The organism is Burkholderia sp. APQ4-4ca (assembly GCF_057837105.1).
Genome location: NZ_JBYQCG010000124.1, coordinates 1 through 19,368, shown reverse-complemented (window position 1 = coordinate 19,368; position 19,368 = coordinate 1). Strand labels below are relative to the sequence as shown.

The 19,368-nt window shown below is 67.7% G+C and carries 16 protein-coding genes; 2 read left to right on the top strand and 14 right to left on the bottom strand.

Annotation, left to right across the window (positions count from 1 at the left end; all coding sequences use genetic code 11):
- A partial coding sequence (locus AC3IFE_RS15830; RefSeq protein ID WP_489191069.1) for a glutamate synthase-related protein occupies window positions 1-3,503 on the bottom strand: 3,503 nt, incomplete at its 3' end.
- A 288-nt stretch (window positions 3,504-3,791) separates the two neighbouring features.
- A complete protein-coding gene (locus tag AC3IFE_RS15825; protein WP_027783329.1) occupies window positions 3,792-4,505 on the bottom strand; it encodes a transposase in 714 nt (237 codons plus the stop codon).
- A 193-nt stretch (window positions 4,506-4,698) separates the two neighbouring features.
- Between AC3IFE_RS15825 and AC3IFE_RS15820 the strand changes: the two genes are divergently transcribed.
- A complete protein-coding gene (locus AC3IFE_RS15820) occupies window positions 4,699-5,430 on the top strand; it encodes an OmpW/AlkL family protein (RefSeq protein WP_034209756.1) in 732 nt (243 codons plus the stop codon).
- Between the two features lie 191 nt (window positions 5,431-5,621).
- Here the strand turns inward: AC3IFE_RS15820 and ugpQ are convergent, their stop codons facing one another.
- From ugpQ to AC3IFE_RS15760, 12 genes are all read right to left on the bottom strand, one after another.
- Window positions 5,622-6,392, bottom strand: coding sequence for a glycerophosphodiester phosphodiesterase (ugpQ, locus tag AC3IFE_RS15815; RefSeq protein ID WP_489191068.1), 771 nt, complete (start codon window positions 6,390-6,392; stop codon window positions 5,622-5,624).
- Between the two features lie 28 nt (window positions 6,393-6,420).
- Window positions 6,421-7,506 carry a sn-glycerol-3-phosphate import ATP-binding protein UgpC gene (locus tag AC3IFE_RS15810; protein WP_489191066.1) on the bottom strand — a complete coding sequence of 362 codons (1,086 nt, stop codon included), beginning with the start codon at window positions 7,504-7,506 and terminating at the stop codon, window positions 6,421-6,423.
- A gap of 29 nt (window positions 7,507-7,535) precedes the next feature.
- Window positions 7,536-8,381, bottom strand: coding sequence for a sn-glycerol-3-phosphate ABC transporter permease UgpE (ugpE, locus tag AC3IFE_RS15805; protein WP_050013146.1), 846 nt, complete (start codon window positions 8,379-8,381; stop codon window positions 7,536-7,538).
- Window positions 8,378-9,262 (bottom strand): sn-glycerol-3-phosphate ABC transporter permease UgpA, encoded by an 885-nt coding sequence (gene ugpA / locus AC3IFE_RS15800; protein ID WP_089466478.1) that lies wholly within the window; start codon window positions 9,260-9,262, stop codon window positions 8,378-8,380. Before ugpA ends, ugpE begins: the two co-directional genes overlap by 4 nt.
- A gap of 96 nt (window positions 9,263-9,358) precedes the next feature.
- The gene (gene ugpB / locus AC3IFE_RS15795; RefSeq protein ID WP_301738926.1) at window positions 9,359-10,693 is read right to left on the bottom strand and encodes a sn-glycerol-3-phosphate ABC transporter substrate-binding protein UgpB; all 1,335 of its coding nucleotides are present in this window, start codon (window positions 10,691-10,693) and stop codon (window positions 9,359-9,361) included.
- A gap of 88 nt (window positions 10,694-10,781) precedes the next feature.
- Window positions 10,782-11,990 (bottom strand): deoxyguanosinetriphosphate triphosphohydrolase, encoded by a 1,209-nt coding sequence (locus AC3IFE_RS15790; RefSeq protein ID WP_489191064.1) that lies wholly within the window; start codon window positions 11,988-11,990, stop codon window positions 10,782-10,784.
- A gap of 41 nt (window positions 11,991-12,031) precedes the next feature.
- Window positions 12,032-13,111, bottom strand: coding sequence for a 3-dehydroquinate synthase (gene aroB, locus AC3IFE_RS15785; RefSeq protein WP_489191063.1), 1,080 nt, complete (start codon window positions 13,109-13,111; stop codon window positions 12,032-12,034).
- Window positions 13,108-13,662: a shikimate kinase gene (locus AC3IFE_RS15780; RefSeq protein WP_089466474.1), complete on the bottom strand. Its 555-nt coding sequence runs from the start codon at window positions 13,660-13,662 to the stop codon at window positions 13,108-13,110. The genes aroB and AC3IFE_RS15780 overlap by 4 nt, the downstream gene beginning before the upstream one ends.
- A gap of 40 nt (window positions 13,663-13,702) precedes the next feature.
- The gene (locus AC3IFE_RS15775) at window positions 13,703-15,334 is read right to left on the bottom strand and encodes a type IV pilus secretin PilQ (RefSeq protein ID WP_489191062.1); all 1,632 of its coding nucleotides are present in this window, start codon (window positions 15,332-15,334) and stop codon (window positions 13,703-13,705) included.
- Window positions 15,331-16,197: a pilus assembly protein gene (locus AC3IFE_RS15770; RefSeq protein WP_489191061.1), complete on the bottom strand. Its 867-nt coding sequence runs from the start codon at window positions 16,195-16,197 to the stop codon at window positions 15,331-15,333. The genes AC3IFE_RS15775 and AC3IFE_RS15770 overlap by 4 nt, the downstream gene beginning before the upstream one ends.
- On the bottom strand, window positions 16,194-16,850 hold the full coding sequence (locus AC3IFE_RS15765; protein WP_489191060.1) for a fimbrial protein: 657 nt from the start codon (window positions 16,848-16,850) through the stop codon (window positions 16,194-16,196). The genes AC3IFE_RS15770 and AC3IFE_RS15765 overlap by 4 nt, the downstream gene beginning before the upstream one ends.
- Window positions 16,847-17,770, bottom strand: coding sequence for a competence protein ComA (locus AC3IFE_RS15760; protein WP_489191059.1), 924 nt, complete (start codon window positions 17,768-17,770; stop codon window positions 16,847-16,849). The genes AC3IFE_RS15765 and AC3IFE_RS15760 overlap by 4 nt, the downstream gene beginning before the upstream one ends.
- Before the next feature lie 222 nt (window positions 17,771-17,992).
- Between AC3IFE_RS15760 and AC3IFE_RS15755 the strand changes: the two genes are divergently transcribed.
- On the top strand, window positions 17,993-19,368 hold a 1,376-nt coding region (locus AC3IFE_RS15755), incomplete at its 3' end, for a penicillin-binding protein 1A (RefSeq protein WP_489191057.1).

The following is a 19,368-nucleotide window of genomic DNA, read 5'->3' as shown; positions in this document are numbered from 1 at the left end:
TCGACGACGAGCGGCGCCGTCGCGAAGCCGAATTCGTCCGCGCCGAGCAGCGCGCCGATCACGACGTCGCGGCCCGTTTTCATCTGGCCGTCGGCCTGCACGCGGATACGGCCGCGCAGGCGGTTCAGCACCAGCGTCTGCTGCGTTTCGGCGAGGCCCAGCTCCCACGGCGTGCCCGCATGCTTGACCGACGACAGCGGCGACGCGCCCGTGCCGCCGTCATGGCCGGCGATCACGACGTGATCGGCCTTCGCCTTCGCGACACCGGCCGCGACCGTGCCCACGCCCACTTCCGACACGAGCTTCACGGAGATGCTCGCGCTCGGGTTCACGTTCTTCAGGTCGTGGATCAGCTGCGCCAGATCCTCGATCGAGTAGATGTCGTGGTGCGGCGGCGGAGAGATCAGGCCGACACCCGGCACCGAGTAACGCAGCTTGCCGATGTATTCCGACACCTTGTGGCCCGGCAGCTGGCCGCCTTCGCCCGGCTTCGCGCCCTGCGCCATCTTGATCTGGATCTGGTCGGCCGATGCCAGGTACTCGGCGGTGACGCCGAAGCGGCCCGACGCGACCTGCTTGATCTTCGAGCGCAGCGAATCGCCGTCCTTCAGCGGAATGTCGCTGACGATCTCGTCGCCGATCACCGACTTCAACGTCTCGCCCGACTTGATCGGAATGCCGCGCAGCTCGTTGCGGTAACGCTTCTGGTCCTCGCCGCCTTCGCCGGTGTTCGACTTGCCGCCGATCCGGTTCATCGCGACCGCGAGCGTCGCGTGCGCTTCGGTGCTGATCGAGCCGAGCGACATCGCGCCCGTCGCGAAGCGCTTGACGATCTCCTTCGCCGGCTCGACGTCATCGATCGGGATCGCCTTGGTCGGCTCGACCTTGAACTCGAACAGGCCGCGGAACGTCATGTGACGCTTGGTCTGGTCGTTGATCAGGTGCGCGTATTCCTTGTACGTCTGGTACGAGTTGCTGCGCGTCGCGTGCTGCAGCTTCGCGATCGAATCCGGCGTCCACATGTGGTCCTCGCCGCGCACGCGATACGCGTACTCGCCGCCCGCGTCGAGCATGTCGCGCAGGACCGGGCTGTCGCCGAACGCATCGCGATGCAGGCGAATCGCCTCTTCCGCGACTTCGAACAGGCCGATGCCGCCGACCTTCGACGCCGTGCCCTTGAAGTACTTCTCGACGAGGTCGCTCGACAGGCCGAGCGCTTCGAAGATCTGCGCGCCCGTGTACGACATGTACGTCGAGATGCCCATCTTCGACATCACCTTCTGCAGGCCCTTGCCGACCGCCTTCGTGAAGTTGTAGATGGCCTTCTCCGGCGACAGGTCGCCCGGCAGGCCTTCGGCCATCTTCGCGAGCGTTTCCATCGCGAGGTACGGGTGCACGGCTTCCGCGCCGTAGCCCGCGAGCAGCGCGAAGTGGTGCGTCTCACGCGCGGAGCCCGTCTCGACGACGAGGCCCGTGCTCGTGCGCAGCCCTTGCTGGACGAGGTGCGTGTGGATCGCCGACGTGGCGAGCAGCGCGGGAATCGCGACGTGCTCGGCGTCCGTCTTGCGATCCGACACGATCAGCATGTTGTAGCCCGACTTCACCGCGTCGACGGCTTCCGCGCACAGCGACGCGAGACGCGCCTCGATGCCTTCCTTGCCCCAGGCGACCGGATAGCAGATGTTCAGCTCGTATGCGCTGAACTTGCCGCCCGTGTACTGGTCGATCGCGCGGATCTTCGCGATGTCCTTGAAGTCGAGCACCGGCTGCGACACTTCGAGACGCATCGGCGGGTTGATGTTGTTCGTGTCGAGCAGGTTCGGCTTCGGGCCGATGAACGACACGAGCGACATCACCATGTTCTCGCGGATCGGGTCGATCGGCGGGTTCGTGACCTGCGCGAACAGCTGCTTGAAGTAGTGATAGAGCGTCTTGTTCTTGTTCGACATCACCGCCAGCGGCGAGTCGTTGCCCATCGAGCCGACGGCTTCCTCGCCCTGCTGCGCCATCGGCGCCATCAGGAACTTCAGGTCTTCCTGCGTATAGCCGAACGCCTGCTGGCGGTCGAGCAGCGCGGCGCCCTGCGTGCGGCCGGCCGCGACTTCCTCGGCCTTCGGCTCGATCTCGTCGAGCTTGATGCGCACGGCGTCGATCCAGCTCTTGTACGGCTTCGCGTTCGCGAGGTTGTCCTTCAGTTCCTTGTCGTCGATGATGCGGCCGTGTTCCATGTCGATCAGGAACATCTTGCCCGGCTGCAGGCGCCACTTCTTGACGATCTTCGATTCGGGAATCGGCAGCGTGCCGGCTTCCGACGCCATGATGACGAGGTCGTCGTCGGTCACGATGTAGCGCGCCGGGCGCAGGCCGTTACGGTCGAGCGTCGCGCCGATCTGGCGGCCGTCGGTGAACGCGATCGCGGCCGGGCCGTCCCACGGCTCCATCATCGCGGCGTGATATTCGTAGAACGCGCGGCGGTTCTCGTCCATCAGCGTGTGCTGCTCCCACGCTTCCGGGATCATCATCATCACCGCGTGCACGAGCGGGTAGCCGGCCATCACCAGCAGTTCGAGACAGTTGTCGAACGATGCGGTATCCGACTGGCCCGGATAGATCAGCGGCCACAGCTTCGGCAGATCGTCGGCGAGCACGTGCGACGCGATCGCGCCGGTACGCGCGTTCAGCCAGTTCACGTTGCCCTTCACGGTGTTGATCTCGCCGTTGTGCGCGATCATCCGGTACGGGTGAGCCAGCTCCCACGCCGGGAACGTGTTGGTCGAGAAGCGCTGGTGCACGAGCGCGAGCGCCGACACGACGCGCGGATCCTGCAGGTCGCGGTAGTACACGCCGACCTGGCCCGCGAGCAGCAGCCCCTTGTAGACGATCGTGCGCGCCGACATCGACGGCACGAAGTATTCCTTGCCGTGCTTGAGCTTCAGCGCCTGGATGCGGTGGCTCGCGGTCTTGCGGATCACGTACAGCTTCCGCTCGAGCGCGTCCGTGACCATGATGTCCTTGCCGCGGCCGATGAAGATCTGGCGGATCAGCGGCTCGCTGGCCTTGACCGTCGGCGAGATCGGCATCGCATGGTCGACCGGCACGTCGCGCCAGCCGAGCACGACCTGGCCTTCGGCCTTCACCGTACGCTCGAGCTCCTGCTCGCACGCGAGACGCGATGCGTTCTCCTTCGGCAGGAAGATCATCCCCACCCCGTATTCGCCGGCCGGCGGCAGGTCCACGCCCTGCTTCGCCATTTCCTCGCGATAGAACGCGTCCGGGATCTGGATCAGGATGCCCGCGCCGTCGCCCATCAGCGGATCGGCGCCCACCGCGCCGCGGTGATCGAGATTCTCGAGGATTTTCAGACCCTGCTGGATGATCTCGTGGCTCTTCTTGCCCTTGATGTGAGCGACGAAGCCGACGCCGCAGGCGTCGTGTTCGTTTTGCGGGTCGTACAGACCTTGTGCGGCGGGCACCGCGGCGAGCGGCTGCTGGTGGTCGTTCATGGGGACACCGTCGTAAAGGGGGCCTGGAGGCCGTTGAACCGTTTTCTTGTTGCCATCGATCCCGCTCCCGGCGGGAGACGGCGCGGCCGACCGTGGTGGGGCAAGCTTCGCCCGGGCCACCGGAATTCGGAATATACGCGACGAATCAAGGGAATAGCAACAAAAACCGCTTGATCGAACCCCATTTAATAGAATGCCTTGATGTAGTGCCTTTTTATTAGGGGCGTATCACTTTGGTGCAAAAAGAAACGGCGCCCGGAGCGCCGCTTCTGGCCCGCCTTTCCGGCGTTACTGCTGGATCGGGGGCGTGTTCTCGCGCACCTTTCTGGGGCGTCCGCGCGGCAACGGCGACACGCGCCGGTTCGCGGTGCGCGCCGCCCACTCGCGGTAATTCTCGCCGCCGAGCACCCAGCCCTTCAGCGTCGCCTGCTGCAGCTGGTCGGCCTGCCGCTCGTCGAGCGGCTGCTCGCACAGCTCCTTGTACGCGCGCTGGCGGTCGAACGGCGTGTTGCCGAGCGCCCAGTAGAGCGGATGGTCGGTGATCAGGCTGTCGACGGTGAGCCCGACGTGATGCCGGTAGCTCGACCAGCGATAGGCCTCGGGCGTCGCGACGAGTTGCGAGCGCACCGGGCTCATCTCGACCACGCGGCTCGCGAGCAGGAAATAGCGCTCGCCTTCGATCACCGTCGCGCGATAGCGGCCTTCCCACAGCGTGCCGCGCCGCGAATAGCGCCGGTTGAAATGCGCGACGTAGCGACGACCGACGGCCTGCATCGCCTTCGGCAGGCTGGCCTCGTCGCTCGGCGTCACGAGCAGTTGCACCTGGCGCGGCAGCAGCACGTAGGCATGCACCGACAGGTGGTGATCGCGTGCGGCGGCCTTCAGGCAATCGATGAAGAGTTCGTAGTCCTGGTCGTCGACGAACGCGGGTTGCTGATCCAGGCCGCGCAGTATCACGTGCTGCGGCTGGTCGGGAACGTAGAGTCGTGCTAACCGTGCCATGCTGAATGTCCGTTTGAACGCGTTAGGAAATACCCGGAGGTCCGAAATAGCGCACCTGCGTAGAATGCCTGTCCCTGCGGCGCGCGTATGCGTACGGTCGTGCGAATCCTAGGGAGAAAACTCTAACTTACGAGCTTGTTTGGTTTTAAACGCAGTCGTCATAATGAGCACGCCTTTGATCGGAGGAGACACAATGAAACGAAAACTGGCCATTACGGGGGCCGCAGCGCTCGCATTCGCGTTCGCGGGCGGTACGGCACACGCACAATCCGCAGGTGATTTCTACGTCAGCACCGGCTGGTTCCACCTTTCGCCGCAGGACAGCAGCGACCCGCTGTTCGTCTACGGCGTAGGCGGCACGCCCATCAACCAGTCGATTCCCAACACCGGCGCCGGCATCAGCGACGCCGATACGCTGGGGCTCGCGACGGGCTACTTCATCACCGACCATATCTCCACCGAGCTCGTCATGGGGATACCGCCGAAGTTCGACATCACCGGCAAGGGTCAGTTCGAAAGATTCGGCGTACTCGGCCGTGCGTACCAGTGGAGCCCGGCCGTGTTGCTTCGCTACCACTTCAACGACGCCAACGCGAAATTCCGTCCGTATGTCGGCATCGGCGCCACTTATGTCTGGTTCACCGGCGCGAAGATCACGAACGGCAGCTTCGAGAACGGCGTGCTCGGCGGCCCGACCAGCGCGACCACCAGCAACCAGTGGGCGCCCGTCTTCAACGCCGGCTTCACGTACAACTTCACGAAACACTGGTTCGCGGGCCTGTCGCTCTCGTACATCCCGGTCAGCGTGACCGCGACTTTCACGACGGCCCGCCGGACGCCGGTCGGGACGCTGACGGAAACATCGAAGGCCCACATCTCGCTGAACCCGATCGTCACGTACCTGAACGTCGGCTATCGCTTCTAAGCGTAGTCGAATATTTGGGGAATGGTTAATCCCGCTGCAATTTGTAGCGGAATTTTCCTGGCGTAACGTCTCCACGATGCAAAACGCCCCGGCGGGAATCCCGTCGGGGCGTCGTTTTTTCGCGTCGGGCACGTTCCGCGCACGGGTTTTGCCGGACGCCGCCGCCCCTCAGAGGCCGTGGCCGGGGGCCATCAGACGATGTCGATGTCGTCCAGTGCATCGGGCGCGATCAGGTCGATGCGGTCCGTGCACACGGCATCGACGCCCCAGCGCGCGAGTTCGCGCGCCCGTTCGAGGTCGTTCACCGTGTAAACCAGGATGCGCAGCCCGGCCGCCTTGATCGCACGCACGAGCGGTTCGTCGAGCCGGCTGTGGTCTGCATGCAACGATACGCAGGCCAGCGCGTCGATCACCTGCGCATGCCAGTCGTCCGGCACGACTTCGTAGAGCATCCCGCGCGGCAGGCCCGGCACGGTCGCGCGCGCCTGCTGCAATGCGTCGAACGAGAACGACGACAGCAGCGGCGCCACGGCGGCATCGCGCCAGTACGCGGCCGCGTCGGCCGCCACGCGCTGCCCCGTTTCGCGCTCGCGCCCCCGGCACGGCTTGATCTCGACGTTCGCGGCCAGCCCGTGCGCGAGGCAGCGTGCCGCGGCCGCCTCCAGCGTCGGCATCCGCTCGCCCGCGAAGCGGGCATCGCGCCACGCGCCGGCATCGAGCGCGGCCAGCGCCGCATAACGCATGTCCGCCGCCGCTCCGTGGCCGTTCGACGTCCGGTCGACCGTGTCGTCGTGCAGCAGGAACGTCACGTCGTCGGCCGACAGCTTCGCGTCGAACTCGACCATCCGGTGACCGCGCCGCGCGCCCTCGTCGAGCGCGGCAAGCGTGTTCTCCGGCGCGAGCGTGCCGCCGCCGCGATGGGCGACGACGCGCGGATAGGGCCAGTCGGGGCGGGTGATCATCGTCGGTCTCTCGGCGAATGCAGCGGTTTCAGCCGGCACGCTTACCGGTTTCGGGATCGAAGAAATGCAGCCGGTGCGCGGGCAGCGCGGCCGCCAGCGCCGTGCCGCGCGCGGGGCGGTCCGCGTGCGGCAGGCGCACCGCGACGTCGTGATCGCCCCAGCGGCCGTGCGCGAGATTGTCCGCGCCGAGCAGCTCGCACGAATCGACCGGCAGCGTCGCGTGCGCGACGCCCGGCTGCGGCGTCATGTGCTCGGGACGCACGCCGAGCACCCAGTCGCGCCCGGCGGCGATCTCGCGGCCGATACCCGGCGCGCCGGCGACCGGCAGCGCGGGGCCGCCGCCCGCGACCGTGAAGGTCGCGCCGTCCTCCGACAGCCGGCCGTGCATCAGGTTCATCGCGGGCGAGCCGATGAAGCCCGCGACGAACACCGTCGCCGGTTTCTCGTACACGTCGACCGGCGCGCCGATCTGCTCCGCGTAGCCGCGGTTCATCACGATCACCCGCTGCGCGAGCGTCATCGCCTCGATCTGGTCGTGCGTCACGTACACGCTCGTCGTCGCGAGCCGCGCGTGCAGCCGCTGGATCTCGAGCCGCATCTGCACGCGCAGCTTCGCGTCGAGGTTCGACAACGGCTCGTCGAACAGGAACACCGACGGCTCGCGCACGATCGCGCGACCCATCGCGACGCGCTGCCGCTGGCCGCCCGACAACTCACGCGGCCGCCGCGCGAGCAGCGGCTCGAGCTCGAGGATCTTCGCGGCCGCGGCCACCCTTGAATCGATCGTCGCGCGCTCGATCCCGCGGATCTTCAGCCCGTAGCCCATGTTCTGCGCGACCGTCATGTGCGGGTACAGCGCATAGTTCTGGAACACCATCGCGATGTCGCGATCCTTCGGCTCCAGCGTGTTGACGACCCGGCCACCGATCGCGATCTCGCCGTCCGTCACGGTCTCGAGCCCCGCGATCATCCGCAGCAACGTCGACTTGCCGCAGCCCGACGGGCCGACCAGCACGATGAATTCGCCGTCGGCGATCTCCACGTCGATGCCATGCAGCACGTGCTGCTTGCCGTCGTAGGATTTCCTGACGCCCTTCAAGCTCAGCGCAGCCATACCTGGTCCTTCTCCCGGTTGCAGTGGGGTTATTTTTCGGAATCGACGAGGCCGCGCACGAACCAGCGCTGCATCGCCAGCACGACGACGAGCGGCGGAATCATCGCCAGCAGCGTCGCCGCCATCACGTATTGCCATTCGGTCGCGGCGTCACCGCTCGCGATCATCGTCTTGATGCCCACCACCGCCGTCGACAGCGACGCCTCCGTCGTGATCAGGATCGGCCACAGATACTGGTTCCAGCCGTAGATGAACGTGATCACGAACAGCGCCGCGATGCTCGTCTTCGACAGCGGCAGCACGACGTCCCAGAAAAAGCGCAGCGGCCCCGCGCCGTCGATGCGCGCCGCGTCCATCAGCTCGTCGGGCAGCGTCATGAAGAACTGGCGGAACAGGAACGTCGCGGTGGCCGACGCGATCAGCGGCAGCGAGAGCCCCGCGTAGGTGTTCGTCAGATGCAGCGTCGACACGACCTGCACGGTCGGGAAGATCCGCACTTCCACCGGCAGCATCAGCGTGACGAAGATCAGCCAGAACGCCGTATTGCGGAACGGAAAGCGGAAATAGACGATCGCGTACGCGGACAGGATCGACACCGCGATCTTGCCGACCGCGATGCCGAGCGCCATCGCGAAGCTGTTCACGAGCAGGCGGCCGAACGGCGCCGTCGTGCCGCCGCTGCCGTGCCCCCAGATATACGCGACGTTCTCGAACAGGTGCGTGCTCGGCACGAGCGACAGCGGCACCGTGAACACTTCCTGCGCGTTCATCGTCGCCGCGCAGAACGCGACGTACACGGGGAACACGATCAGCACGACGCCCGCGATCAGCACCGCGTGGCAGAACAGGTCGAAGCCCTTGCGATTCTCGATCATGCGTATTGCACCCTGCGCTCGACGAAGCGGAACTGGATCACCGTGAGCCCGACGACGACGATCATCAGCACGACCGACTGCGCGCCCGAACTGCCGATGTCCAGCCCCTGGAAGCCCTCCGCGAAGATCTTGTAGATCAGCGTCTTGGTGCTCTGCGCCGGGCCGCCACCGGTGGCCGCGTCGATCACCGGGAAGGTGTCGAAGAACGCGTAGACGAGGTTCACGACCAGCAGGAAGAAACTCGTCGGCGACAGCAGCGGCAGCACGATGTTGAAGAAGCGCCGCACCGGGCCCGCGCCGTCGATCGCCGCCGCCTCGATCAGCGAGCGCGGAATCGCCTGCAGCCCCGCGTAGAAGAACAGGAAGTTGTAGCTCACCTGCTTCCACACCGACGCCAGCACGACGAGGAACATCGCCTGCCCGCCGTTGAGCGCATGGTTCCACACGATGCCGCCCTTCGCGAGCGCATACGTGATCAGGCCGATGCTCGGGTTGAACAGGAACGCCCACAGCACGGCCGCGATCGTCGGTGCGACCGCGTACGGCCAGATCAGCAGCGTGCGGTACACGCGCGCGCCGCGGATCACGCGGTCGGCGCACGCGGCGAGCAGCAGCGACACGACGAGCCCGCTCACCGTGACGAGCGAACTGAACACGAGCGTCGTGCGGAACGAATCGAGATACAGCGGATCGGCGAACAGGTGCGTGAAGTTCGCGAAGCCGACGAATTCGCTCGACGTGCCGAACGCGTCCTGCATCTGCGTGGACTGCCACAGCGCGACGCCGGCCGGCCACAGGAAGAACACGGCGGTAATCGCGAGCTGCGGCGCGATCAGCAGGTACGGCACCGGGCTCGTACCGAAACGGGAACGGGATTGCATCGCGGATATCCGGTCAGGCGAAACGGAAGGGAAACCGCGCCGCCGGACGGCCCGCGCTCGCGCGCTGCGCCGCCGGCGGCACGAAGCGATGCGCGCTCAGCCGCCCGACTTCTCGAAGCGGCGCAGCAGTTCGTCGCCGCGCGACGCGGCCGAATCGAGCGCGTCCTTCGGCGACTTCTTCTGCGCCCAGACCTGCTCGAACTCCTCGTCGACGACCGTGCGGATCTGCGGCATGTTGCCCAGGCGCAGCCCCTTCGTGTACGGCAGCGGCGGCTTGTTCAGCATCTGCTTGATCGCGGTTTCGGCGCTCGGGTTCTTCGCGTAGAAGCCCTGCTGGCGCGTCAGGTCGTACGCGGCGGTCGTGACCGGCAGGTAGCCCGTGTCCTGGTGCCACTTCGCGGCGACGGCAGGTGAAGCCAGGTACGCGAGGAATTTCGCGACGCCCTTGTAGGTCGCCGGATCCTTGCCGGCCAGCACCCACAGGCTCGCGCCGCCGATGATCGCGTTCTGCGGCGCGCCCTTCACGTTCGCGTCGTACGGCATCATGCCCGTGCCGTAGCTGAATTTCGCGAACTTCTGCACGTTCGCGAGCGCGCCCGACGACGTCGTCAGGATCCCGCAGTCGCCGCTGTAGAACTTCGCCGACGCTTCATCCTTGCGGCCCGCGTACGTGAACGTGCCGTCCTTCGCCATCTGCTGGAGGAAGGCGATATGTTCGATCTGCTGCGGCTTGTTGAACTCGAGCACGGCGTCGGTGCCGTCGAAGCCGTTGTTGCGGCTCGCGAACGGCAGCCCGTGCCATGCGCTGTAGTTCTCGAGCTGGATCCAGCCCTGCCAGCCGGTCGTGAAGCCGCACGCCATCCCCGACTTGCGCAGCTTCTCGGCATCGGCCTTCACGTCGGCCCACGTCTTCGGCGGCTGGTTCGGATCGAGGCCGGCCTTCTTGAACGCGTCCTTGTTGTAGTACAGCACCGGCGTCGAACTGTTGAACGGCATCGACACGAGGTGGCCCGTCTTCGCGTCGCTGTAGTAGCTCGCGATGGTCGGCACGAACGCCTTTTCGTCGAGCGTCACGCCGGCCTGCTTGAACACGTCGTAGACCGGCACGACCGCCTTCTTCGCCTGCATCATCGTCGCCGTGCCGACTTCATAGACCTGGAGGATCGCCGGCGCATTGCCGCTGCGATACGCCGCGATGCCGGCCGCGAGCGCCTGGTCGTAGGTGCCCTTGAAGACAGGCACGATCTTGTAGTCGCTTTGCGACGCATTGAACTGGTCGGCGATCGCATTGACCCGCTCGCCGAGCGCAGCCTCCATCGCATGCCAGAACTGGATTTCCGTCGCGGCGAGCGCCACGTGCTGCGCCCCGAACATCAGCGCGCCGCCGAGCGCGATCGAACGAACCAGTGTCCCCGCAGGTTTCTTCTTCATCGACCTCTCCTATGAAAACGTTACCAACAGCGTGTGCAACATTTCCGTCGCCATTGAACCGGCGAAGTCTAGTGATCGTTTATGACAGTCAGTTGTCGTTGACGACGAACAGGCGCTGATATTCCTTCAGCGCGAAGCGGTCGGTCATGCCGGCGATGTAGTGCGCGACGAGACGCGGCTGCTGCGCCGTATCGTCGGACTGGTACGGCGGCGGCAGCAGGCGCGGATCGTCGATGAACGCGTCGAACAGCCCGGTGACGACGCGTTGCGCCTTGCTCGCCATGCGCATCACCTTGTAGTGGCGATACAGGTTCTTGAAGAGGAAGCGCTTGAGGGCCGCTGCCTGCGCGGCGACCTCGGGGCTGTGCGACACGAGCGGCGGCGCGTCGCGCACGTCGTCGAGCGACGCGGGTGCGACGCGCACGAGATTGCGCGTCGTTTCGTCGATCAGGTCGACGATCAGCGTGTTGATGATGCGGCGCACCGTCTCGTGCACGAGACGACGGCCTTCGAGGTGCGGGAATTCGGCGAGCGCCGCTTCGTAGTGACGCTGCCACAGCTCGACTTCCGCGAGCTGCTCGATCGTGATCAGGCCGGAGCGCAGGCCGTCGTCGACGTCGTGGTTGTTGTAGGCGATCTCATCGGCGATGTTCGCGAGCTGCGCCTCGAGCGACGGCTGCCGGCCCTGCAGGAAGCGCTCGCCGAGCGCGCCGAGCTTGCGCGCATTCTCGCGCGAGCAGTGCTTCAGGATGCCTTCGCGCGTCTCGAAGCACAGGTTCAGCCCGTTGAACGCGCCGTAGTGCTCCTCGAGCTCGTCGACCACCGCGAGGCTCTGCAGGTTGTGCTCGAAACCGCCGTGCTCGCGCATGCACGCATTCAGCGCGTCCTGCCCGGCATGGCCGAACGGCGTGTGGCCGAGATCGTGCGCGAGCGAGATCGCTTCGACGAGATCCTCGTTCAGTCGCAGGTTGCGCGCGACCGAGCGCGCGATCTGCGCGACTTCGAGGCTGTGCGTGAGGCGCGTGCGGAACAGGTCGCCTTCGTGATTGACGAAGACCTGCGTCTTGTATTCGAGCCGGCGAAACGCGGTGGAATGGACGATGCGGTCGCGATCGCGCTGGAATTCGGTGCGCGCCGCCGGCGGGGTTTCCGGATGGCGGCGCCCGCGCGACTGCGACGCGTGCGCGGCATACGGAGCGAGATGGGCTTCCAGCGCCGCCAGCGTCGGCGGCTCGGCCACCGGCGCGGTGGATGCGCGGCTGGCTTCGGGCAGTGTGCTGCTGGATGTCTCGCTCACGTCTCCTCCATGTCAGGGGCGCCGGCGGATCGGGGCCGCCGTTAGCCGGTCGTCCGCGCCAGTGTAGCGAATACCGCTTCGTCCGGCGCCTGCGTGATCAGCGTATCGCCGAATCGCTTCAGCAGGATGAACTTGATTGCGCCGGCCTCGGCCTTCTTGTCGACGCGCATCAGGTCCATGTAGCGCGCATCGCCGAGCGCGGGCCCGCGGGTCGGCAGGTGCGCGGCCGCGATCACCGCATCGAGGCGCTGCCGCGACGCTTCGTCGAAGAGGCCGAGCCGCACCGACAGGTCGCCGGCCATCACCATCCCGCAGCCGACCGCCTCGCCGTGCAGCCATTCGCCGTAGCCGAGCCCGGCCTCGATCGCATGGCCGAACGTGTGGCCGAAGTTCAGGATCGCGCGCAGGCCGCCTTCGCGCTCGTCGGCCGCGACGACGCTCGCCTTGATCTCGCACGAACGCTTCACCGCGTGCGCCAGTGCAGCGGGCTCGCGACGGTTCAGCGCATCGACGTTCGCCTCGATCCAGTCGAAGAACTCGGCGTCGGCGATCGCGCCCGTCTTGATGACTTCGGCGACGCCGGCCGCCAGTTCGCGATCGGGCAGCGTCGTCAGCGCGCCGATGTCCGCGATCACGGCCTGCGGCTGGTAGAACGCACCGATCATGTTCTTGCCGAGCGGGTGGTTGATGCCCGTCTTGCCGCCGACCGACGAATCGACCTGCGACAGCAGCGTCGTCGGCACCTGGATGAACGGCACGCCGCGCATGTAACACGCGGCGGCAAAGCCCGTCATGTCGCCGACCACGCCGCCGCCGAGCGCGACGAGCGTCGTCTTGCGATCGGCGTGATCCGTCAGCAGGCCGTCGAAGATCAGGTTCAGCGTTTCCCAGTTCTTGTACGCCTCGCCGTCCGGCAGCACGACCGTCGACACGCGCTTGCCGAGCGGTGCGAGCGCCGCGCGCAGCGCGTCGCCGTACAGCGGATCGACCGTCGTGTTCGTGACGACCGTGACCGACGAACCCTTGATGTGGGGCGAGAACAGCTCGGTGCGGCCGATCAGGCCGGCGCCAATATGAATCGGATAGGCGCGGTCGCCCAGATCGACGTTGACAGTAATCATGCTTGTAGCGGCTTGGCGATGACGCCGGCCAGTTCGAGTTGCATCAGCACCATGTTGACGAGACCGTTGACCGACGGACGGCCGGTCTCGATGACGAAATCCGCGCATTCGCGGTACAGCGGGTCGCGCACTTCATAGAGGGATTCGAGACGCCCCTTCGGATCTTCCGTCTGCAACAGCGGGCGGTTCTTGTCCTTGCGCGTGCGCAGCCACAGATCGTGCGGGTTGGCGCGCAGATAGACGACGATGCCGTGGCTTTTCAGGCTGTCGCGATTTTCCGCGCGCAGCACCGCGCCACCGCCCGTCGCGAGCACGATGTTCTCGCGCTGCGCGAGCTCGGCGATCACCTGCGTTTCGCGATCGCGAAACCCGGCCTCGCCCTCCAGCTCGAAGATCACCGGAATGCGCGCGCCCGTACGGGCCTCGATTTCGTGGTCGGAGTCGAAGAACGTCCTGTCGAGACGACGCGCGACCGCACGGCCCACGGTGGTCTTACCCGCTCCCATAAGGCCGACGAAAAATACGTTTGCATGTGGGTCCCGCGCTTGCAACGGCTTCCTCTGCTTCAATCTTGCTGGTGTGTGGCGCAGCTTACTGGCAAAGCGGCTGCCTTGTCGAGCCTGCGCCGGCGGCTTCCGGCCCCGTTTCCTCGGCATCCGCGCCGCCCGCGCCGGGTACGCCGCAACGCGCATCGACGACGGTCGGCGTGATGAAGACGACCAGTTCGTTGCGCTGGTCGCGCTGCGCGCGGTGCCGGAAAAGCGCGCCCAGAAACGGTATTTTGCCCAAGAGCGGCACCCGCGTCACATCGTTCCGGCTCAGTTGTTCATAGATGCCGCCGATCGCGACCGTCCCGCCATTCTCGACCTCGACGCGCGTCTGCACGTGCTTCGTATGGATCGCGGGGCCCGCGGCGGTCGGCTCGCCGACGCTGTCCTTCGTCACGTCGAGATCGAGCACCACGCGCCCGTCCGGCGTGATCTGCGGCTCGACCTCCAGCTTCAGCGTCGCACGGCGGAACTGCACGCCGCTCATGCCATTGCCCACCTTCGCCTGGTACGGCAGCTCGGAGCCCTGCTCGACGATGGCCTTGACACGGTCGGCGGTCACCACCCGCGGACGCGAAACGATCTGACCCCGACCCTGTGCCTCCAGCGCGCTCAACTCGATGTCGAGTACGCGGCTGAGCGGCGCGGCGAACAGCGTGAAGCCGGCGGTCGCCGCGTCGAAGCCGCCGAGCGGCCGCGCGGCGAGATCCAGCGCGTTGCGCGCATCCGCCGTGAAGGACGCACCCTCGGCCAAAGACGGCCGCCCCTGCGCACGCAGCGCGACACGCGCGCCGAGGTTGCGCGAGAAACCCTGCTCGCCTTCGACGATGCGCGCCTCGATCCGGACCTGCCGCGACGGCCGGTCGATCGCGTCGATCAGGCCGGCGATCTGCACGATACGCGGCGCGAGATCGGTCACGAACAGCAGGTTCGTGCGCGGATCGGCCGCCGCGGCTCCGCGCTTCGACAGCAGGCGCTGGCCGGTCGCGCCGGCCAGCAGCCGCTGCACGTCCTGCGCGCGCGGATAGTGCAGCGCGAACGTCCGGCTCGCGAGCGGCTCCAGATCGGCGGCCCGCGCATGCATGTCGAAGCGCTCGCGTTCGCGCGCCGCCAGCTCGGCCGCCGGCGTGACCCAGACCACATTGCCGCGCCGGGACATCGCGAGCCCGTGCGTGTCGAGCAGTGTGTCGAACGCGTCGCGCCAGCGGACATTATTCAGACGTAACGTGACCGTGCCGCGTACCTGCTCGCCGACGACGATATTGAGCCCCGTGAATCGCGCGATCGCGTCGAACGCAGCCGCGAGCCCGACGCCCTGCAGATTCAACGAAATCCGCCGTGCGTCGTCCGCGTCGCCCGGTTGCCGTGCCGCGGCGTCGCTCATCCGGGCCGGCGGCGCCAGCGGGATCGGCGGTCCCTCCAGCGTGGGGACCGGTGCGGCGGTTTCCGTCTGCAGCGCCGTGCGTGCCGCCTGATCGAACGGCGGCGGGCCGGCCTCATCCGCCACCGCGCTGCCCATGCTGTCGGCCACGCGCAGCGGCTGCGGCAGGCCCGGCACCGACACATCCGTCGCCCCGGCCGGCCAGACCGCCGGCAGCGGCGGCAACGACGCGCTTGCGCCGGCCGCCGTCAGACCGGCCCAGATGGCGAGCACCCAATAGCCGTGCTTCGTCATGGCCGGCCTCCGTCGTCAAGAACAAGCCGCTGCAGTCCGTCCGCAGTCGTAAGCGTCACGGCCGCGCGCTCGACACGCACCACGCGCGCGGCCCCCAGCACCTCGCCAGGTGCGACGGCCGTGAACGCGCCGTCGCCTTCGTCGAACAACGCGAGGCCGGCACGCGCGTCGCGAATCGTGCCGGCCAGGCGGGCTGCGCGCCCCGCCGCTTCGACCGGGCCTGCCTCGCCGAACGGATCGGTGTCGGGCGCCGCGGCGCGAACCGGCATGTTGCCCTCGGCAGCCGTTGTCGCCGGCAGCGCCGGAAATACGTCGACGGATATATCTACTCGCGCCGCCGACATGCCGCGCTCGATACGCAGCGCCGACGGTACCGCCAGCACCGGAAAGCGCGCCAGCCCGTCGACCATATGCAGCAGCGCGCGAAAACTGCCATCCGCGGCGAGGTGCACGGTCCGTCGACCGTCCCGCGCCGCGCCCTCGGCACGCTGCGGTTCGACCGACACGCCGTGCAGCCCGCTCGACGCGGCGAGATCGGCCAGCGCCAGCATCAGCGCGGCCCATTCCGGCGTAGGCGGCAAGCGACCGTCGCGCGTTGACGCAGGATGCCCGTCGCGTCGTTGTCCGGCGGAAGCCAGCACGCGCTGCGCGTCGGCCGCGCGTGCATGGGCGGCGGCGAGCAACGCGCGACTATGTGCCAGCCCGCTCCAGTCGGCCGCATTTGCCAGATGAATGCCGCCTGCCAGCACGGCCGCGAACGCGAGCACGCAACCCGCGGCATGCGCAGCCGCCGGCGACACGCGCGGCACGCGGCCCACGCCGGCGCCCGCGTGCAGCGCTGGCCGATGTGCGAGCGTCGTCATGCGCCACCTCCCGACCCGGTCCGCGACGACGTCGCATCGTGCCAGCGCAACTGCACCGAGAACCGGAACGGCATCCCGGCAGTCGAAGCCGCCGCATCCGAAGCGGGCTTCAACGTATCTATATCGATCCGCCAGCCGCGCTGCTCGCGCGCCATCGCGGCGAGCCACCGCGCAGCCGCCCGGTAACTCGCGGCGCGCGCCTCGAGCACGGCGCCGGTCGTCGTCATCCGCAGCGCGTCGAGCCGGATCTGATCGGCCCGCACCCGCTTCAGGGTCGCCAGCAACCCTGCCACGCGCCGGTACGGCGCGGCCAGCGCAGCCACCTGCGCGTCGCGCCGCGCGACGGCCGCGGCGGCATTGGCCGCGCTCGCCGCAGCAGCGACCTGCGGCTGCACCTGCCGCAGCCGCGCCTCCACGCCGGCGCGCTCGGCATCCACCCGCCACCGCGACAACACGGCAGCCCCCGTCCACACACCGGCGCCGAGCAAGCCGAGCAGGATCGCCCCACCGCACTGCGTGGCCCGCCGACGTCGCAACGCGTGCGCCAGCCGCTCGCGGTACGGCAGCAGGTTGAAGTCGCCGAGTACCGCCTGCACGGCCTGCTGGGCCGCGGCCTCGGCGCCGCCGTTTGCCGTCACGTGACCGGCCGTCATTCCCACACCCCGCGCAACGCCAGCCCGAACGCGACGGCAAACGCCGGGCCGCCCGGCATGGCGGCGCGCGCGCACGGCCGGCCGTCCCAGCCCGTGCAGTCGAACGGGATTACCGCCGTGCCGAGGACGTCGCCGATCTCGGCAACCGACGTATCGAAGCGGGCGATACATCGCTCGTCCCCGGCGACGAGTACGCAACCGACTGCCCCCAGCACGCGCCGACGCAACGCATCGGGAAGCGCCTCCGGCAACGTGCCGGACAGGGTGAGCACGGGGATCGCCGATCGCCCCTCGATCCGCCAGCCGCGCACGCCCGCGTCGCAGAACCACAGCACGGCATAGGCGCCCTGCGCATCGAGTTCGAACTGCGCGGCATAGCGCAGCGCGCGCAGCACGGCGGCCGACTCGCCGTCGATCACCGTCAGATCGATGCCGGCCTGCGCGGCCACGTCGATCCGCCGCTCGAGCAGCGCCAGCGGCGCCACCGCCACCGCGATCGCGCCGGACTGCACGCCGCCGTAGTGCCGCCAGTCGAACGCGAGACTGTCCGGCGCGAGCCCCGAGATGCGTTCGGCGGCCTGCCGCGCGGCGTCCGGAATGTCGCCGCGCCCGGCCAGATCGAGCGTCGCGGTGCGCATCTCGTCATCGTGCAGCGCCATCACGCCGCGCGCGTCGCACTGCACGTCGGACGCCGACAGCCGCGCCACGGCCGCTGCCAGCGACCGCGCGACCGCCGCCCAACGCGCGTCTTCCGGCCCGCCCGCCAACCCGACCGGTTCCCGCTCGAGCCCCTCGACGCGCACCGTCGCTTCCCTGCCGCGCCGGCTCAGCACGGCCACCCTCACTTCGTGCGCGCCGACGTCGATTCCCGTCGACCGGTGCCTGCCCTGTGCAAACCGCGCCACCCATCGTCCTGCCATCCCAGCCTCCCGAGATCGTCGCGGCCCACGCCGCGTTTCCGAGCCCTGATTCTGCAAAGCGACGCGCGCGGCCGACAGTCGGCCAAACGGCCAGCATTGGCCCACGGCGGCCGTGCACGGACTATGCTGACGGCACGCCGACCCGCGGCTGTCCGACGGGCGCCCCCGCGGGACCGGTCTTACCGGGCAGCTATAATCGCGGGACTGTTTTCCGGTATGCCTATGCAATCCACGACTCCTACGTCCCCGCCTCCCGCTCCGGAGCCGCAGAAGCGGCCCTGGTGGCAAAAAGTCCTGCTCGGCTTCGCCGCGATGTGCGTGGCCCTCGTCGTGGCCGGCGGCCTCGTGCTCGGCTACGCGCTCGTGGTGGCCTGGCCGAACATGCCGTCGCTCGACGCGTTGACCGACTATCGGCCGAAGGTGCCGCTGCGCATCTACACGTCCGATCACGTGCTGATCGGCGAATTCGGCGAGGAGCGCCGCGACGTCGTCCATTTCAAGGACGTGCCCGACTCGCTGAAGAAGGCGATCCTCGCGATCGAGGACGCGCGCTTCTACGATCACGGCGGCGTCGACCTCACCGGCATCATCCGCGCCGGCTTCGTCGCGCTGACGAACGGCCACGCGTCGCAGGGCGCGAGCACGATCACGATGCAGGTCGCGCGCAACTTCTTCCTGTCGAGCGAGAAGACCTACACGCGCAAGATCTACGAGATGCTGCTCGCGTACCGGATCGAGCGTGCGCTGACGAAGGATCAGATTCTCGAGGTCTACATGAATCAGATCTATCTCGGCCAGCGCGCGTACGGCTTCGCGAGCGCCGCGCGGGTCTATTTCGGCAAGGACCTGAAGGACATCACGCTCGCGGAAGCCGCGATGCTCGCGGGACTGCCGAAGGCGCCGTCCGCGTATAACCCGGTCGTGAACCCGAAGCGCGCGAAGGTGCGTCAGGAATACATCCTGCAGCGGATGCTCGAGCTGAACTTCATCACGCGCGAACAGTACGACGAAGCTTCCGCGCAGCCGCTCGTCGTCAAGGGGCCGGGCCGCGATTTCAGCGTGCACGCGGAGTACGTCGCCGAAATGGTCAGACAGATGATGTACGCGCAGTATCACGAGGAAACCTACACGCGCGGCTTCAACGTGGTCACGACGATCGATTCCGCGGACCAGCAGGTCGCGTACACCGCGCTGCGCAAGGGCATCATGGATTACGAGCGCCGCCACGGCTATCGCGGGCCGGAAGGCTTCATCGAGCTGCCGGCCGGTGCCGACGATCGCGAACAGGCGATCGACGACGCGCTGCTCGAGCACCCCGACAACGGCGAGCTGATCGCCGCGGTCGTGACGGCCGCGAGCCCGCGCCAGATCACGGTGGCGTTCATCGACGGCAGCACCGCGACGATCGAGGGCGATAACCTGCGCTTCGCGTCGAGCGCGCTGTCGGCCAACGCGCAGCCGAATCGCCGCATCCGCCCGGGCGCGATCGTCCGTGTGGTGAGGAACGACGCCGGCAAGTGGTCGATGACGCAGTTGCCGCAGGTCGAAGGCGCGTTCCTGTCGATCGTCCCGCAGGACGGCGCGATCCGCTCGCTCGT

Excerpts from the sequence above, each read along its gene's own strand:
- AC3IFE_RS15825 (WP_027783329.1), bottom strand. The coding sequence starts at position 4,505 with ATGGCACGGTTAGCACGACTCTACGTTCCCGACCAGCCGCAGCACGTG.
- AC3IFE_RS15820 (WP_034209756.1), top strand. The coding sequence starts at position 4,699 with ATGAAACGAAAACTGGCCATTACGGGGGCCGCAGCGCTCGCATTCGCG.
- ugpQ (WP_489191068.1), bottom strand. The coding sequence starts at position 6,392 with ATGATCACCCGCCCCGACTGGCCCTATCCGCGCGTCGTCGCCCATCGC.
- AC3IFE_RS15810 (WP_489191066.1), bottom strand. The coding sequence starts at position 7,506 with ATGGCTGCGCTGAGCTTGAAGGGCGTCAGGAAATCCTACGACGGCAAG.
- ugpE (WP_050013146.1), bottom strand. The coding sequence starts at position 8,381 with ATGATCGAGAATCGCAAGGGCTTCGACCTGTTCTGCCACGCGGTGCTG.
- ugpA (WP_089466478.1), bottom strand. The coding sequence starts at position 9,262 with ATGCAATCCCGTTCCCGTTTCGGTACGAGCCCGGTGCCGTACCTGCTG.
- ugpB (WP_301738926.1), bottom strand. The coding sequence starts at position 10,693 with ATGAAGAAGAAACCTGCGGGGACACTGGTTCGTTCGATCGCGCTCGGC.
- aroB (WP_489191063.1), bottom strand. The coding sequence starts at position 13,111 with ATGATTACTGTCAACGTCGATCTGGGCGACCGCGCCTATCCGATTCAT.
- AC3IFE_RS15775 (WP_489191062.1), bottom strand. The coding sequence starts at position 15,334 with ATGACGAAGCACGGCTATTGGGTGCTCGCCATCTGGGCCGGTCTGACG.
- AC3IFE_RS15770 (WP_489191061.1), bottom strand. The coding sequence starts at position 16,197 with ATGACGACGCTCGCACATCGGCCAGCGCTGCACGCGGGCGCCGGCGTG.
- AC3IFE_RS15765 (WP_489191060.1), bottom strand. The coding sequence starts at position 16,850 with ATGACGGCCGGTCACGTGACGGCAAACGGCGGCGCCGAGGCCGCGGCC.
- AC3IFE_RS15760 (WP_489191059.1), bottom strand. The coding sequence starts at position 17,770 with ATGGCAGGACGATGGGTGGCGCGGTTTGCACAGGGCAGGCACCGGTCG.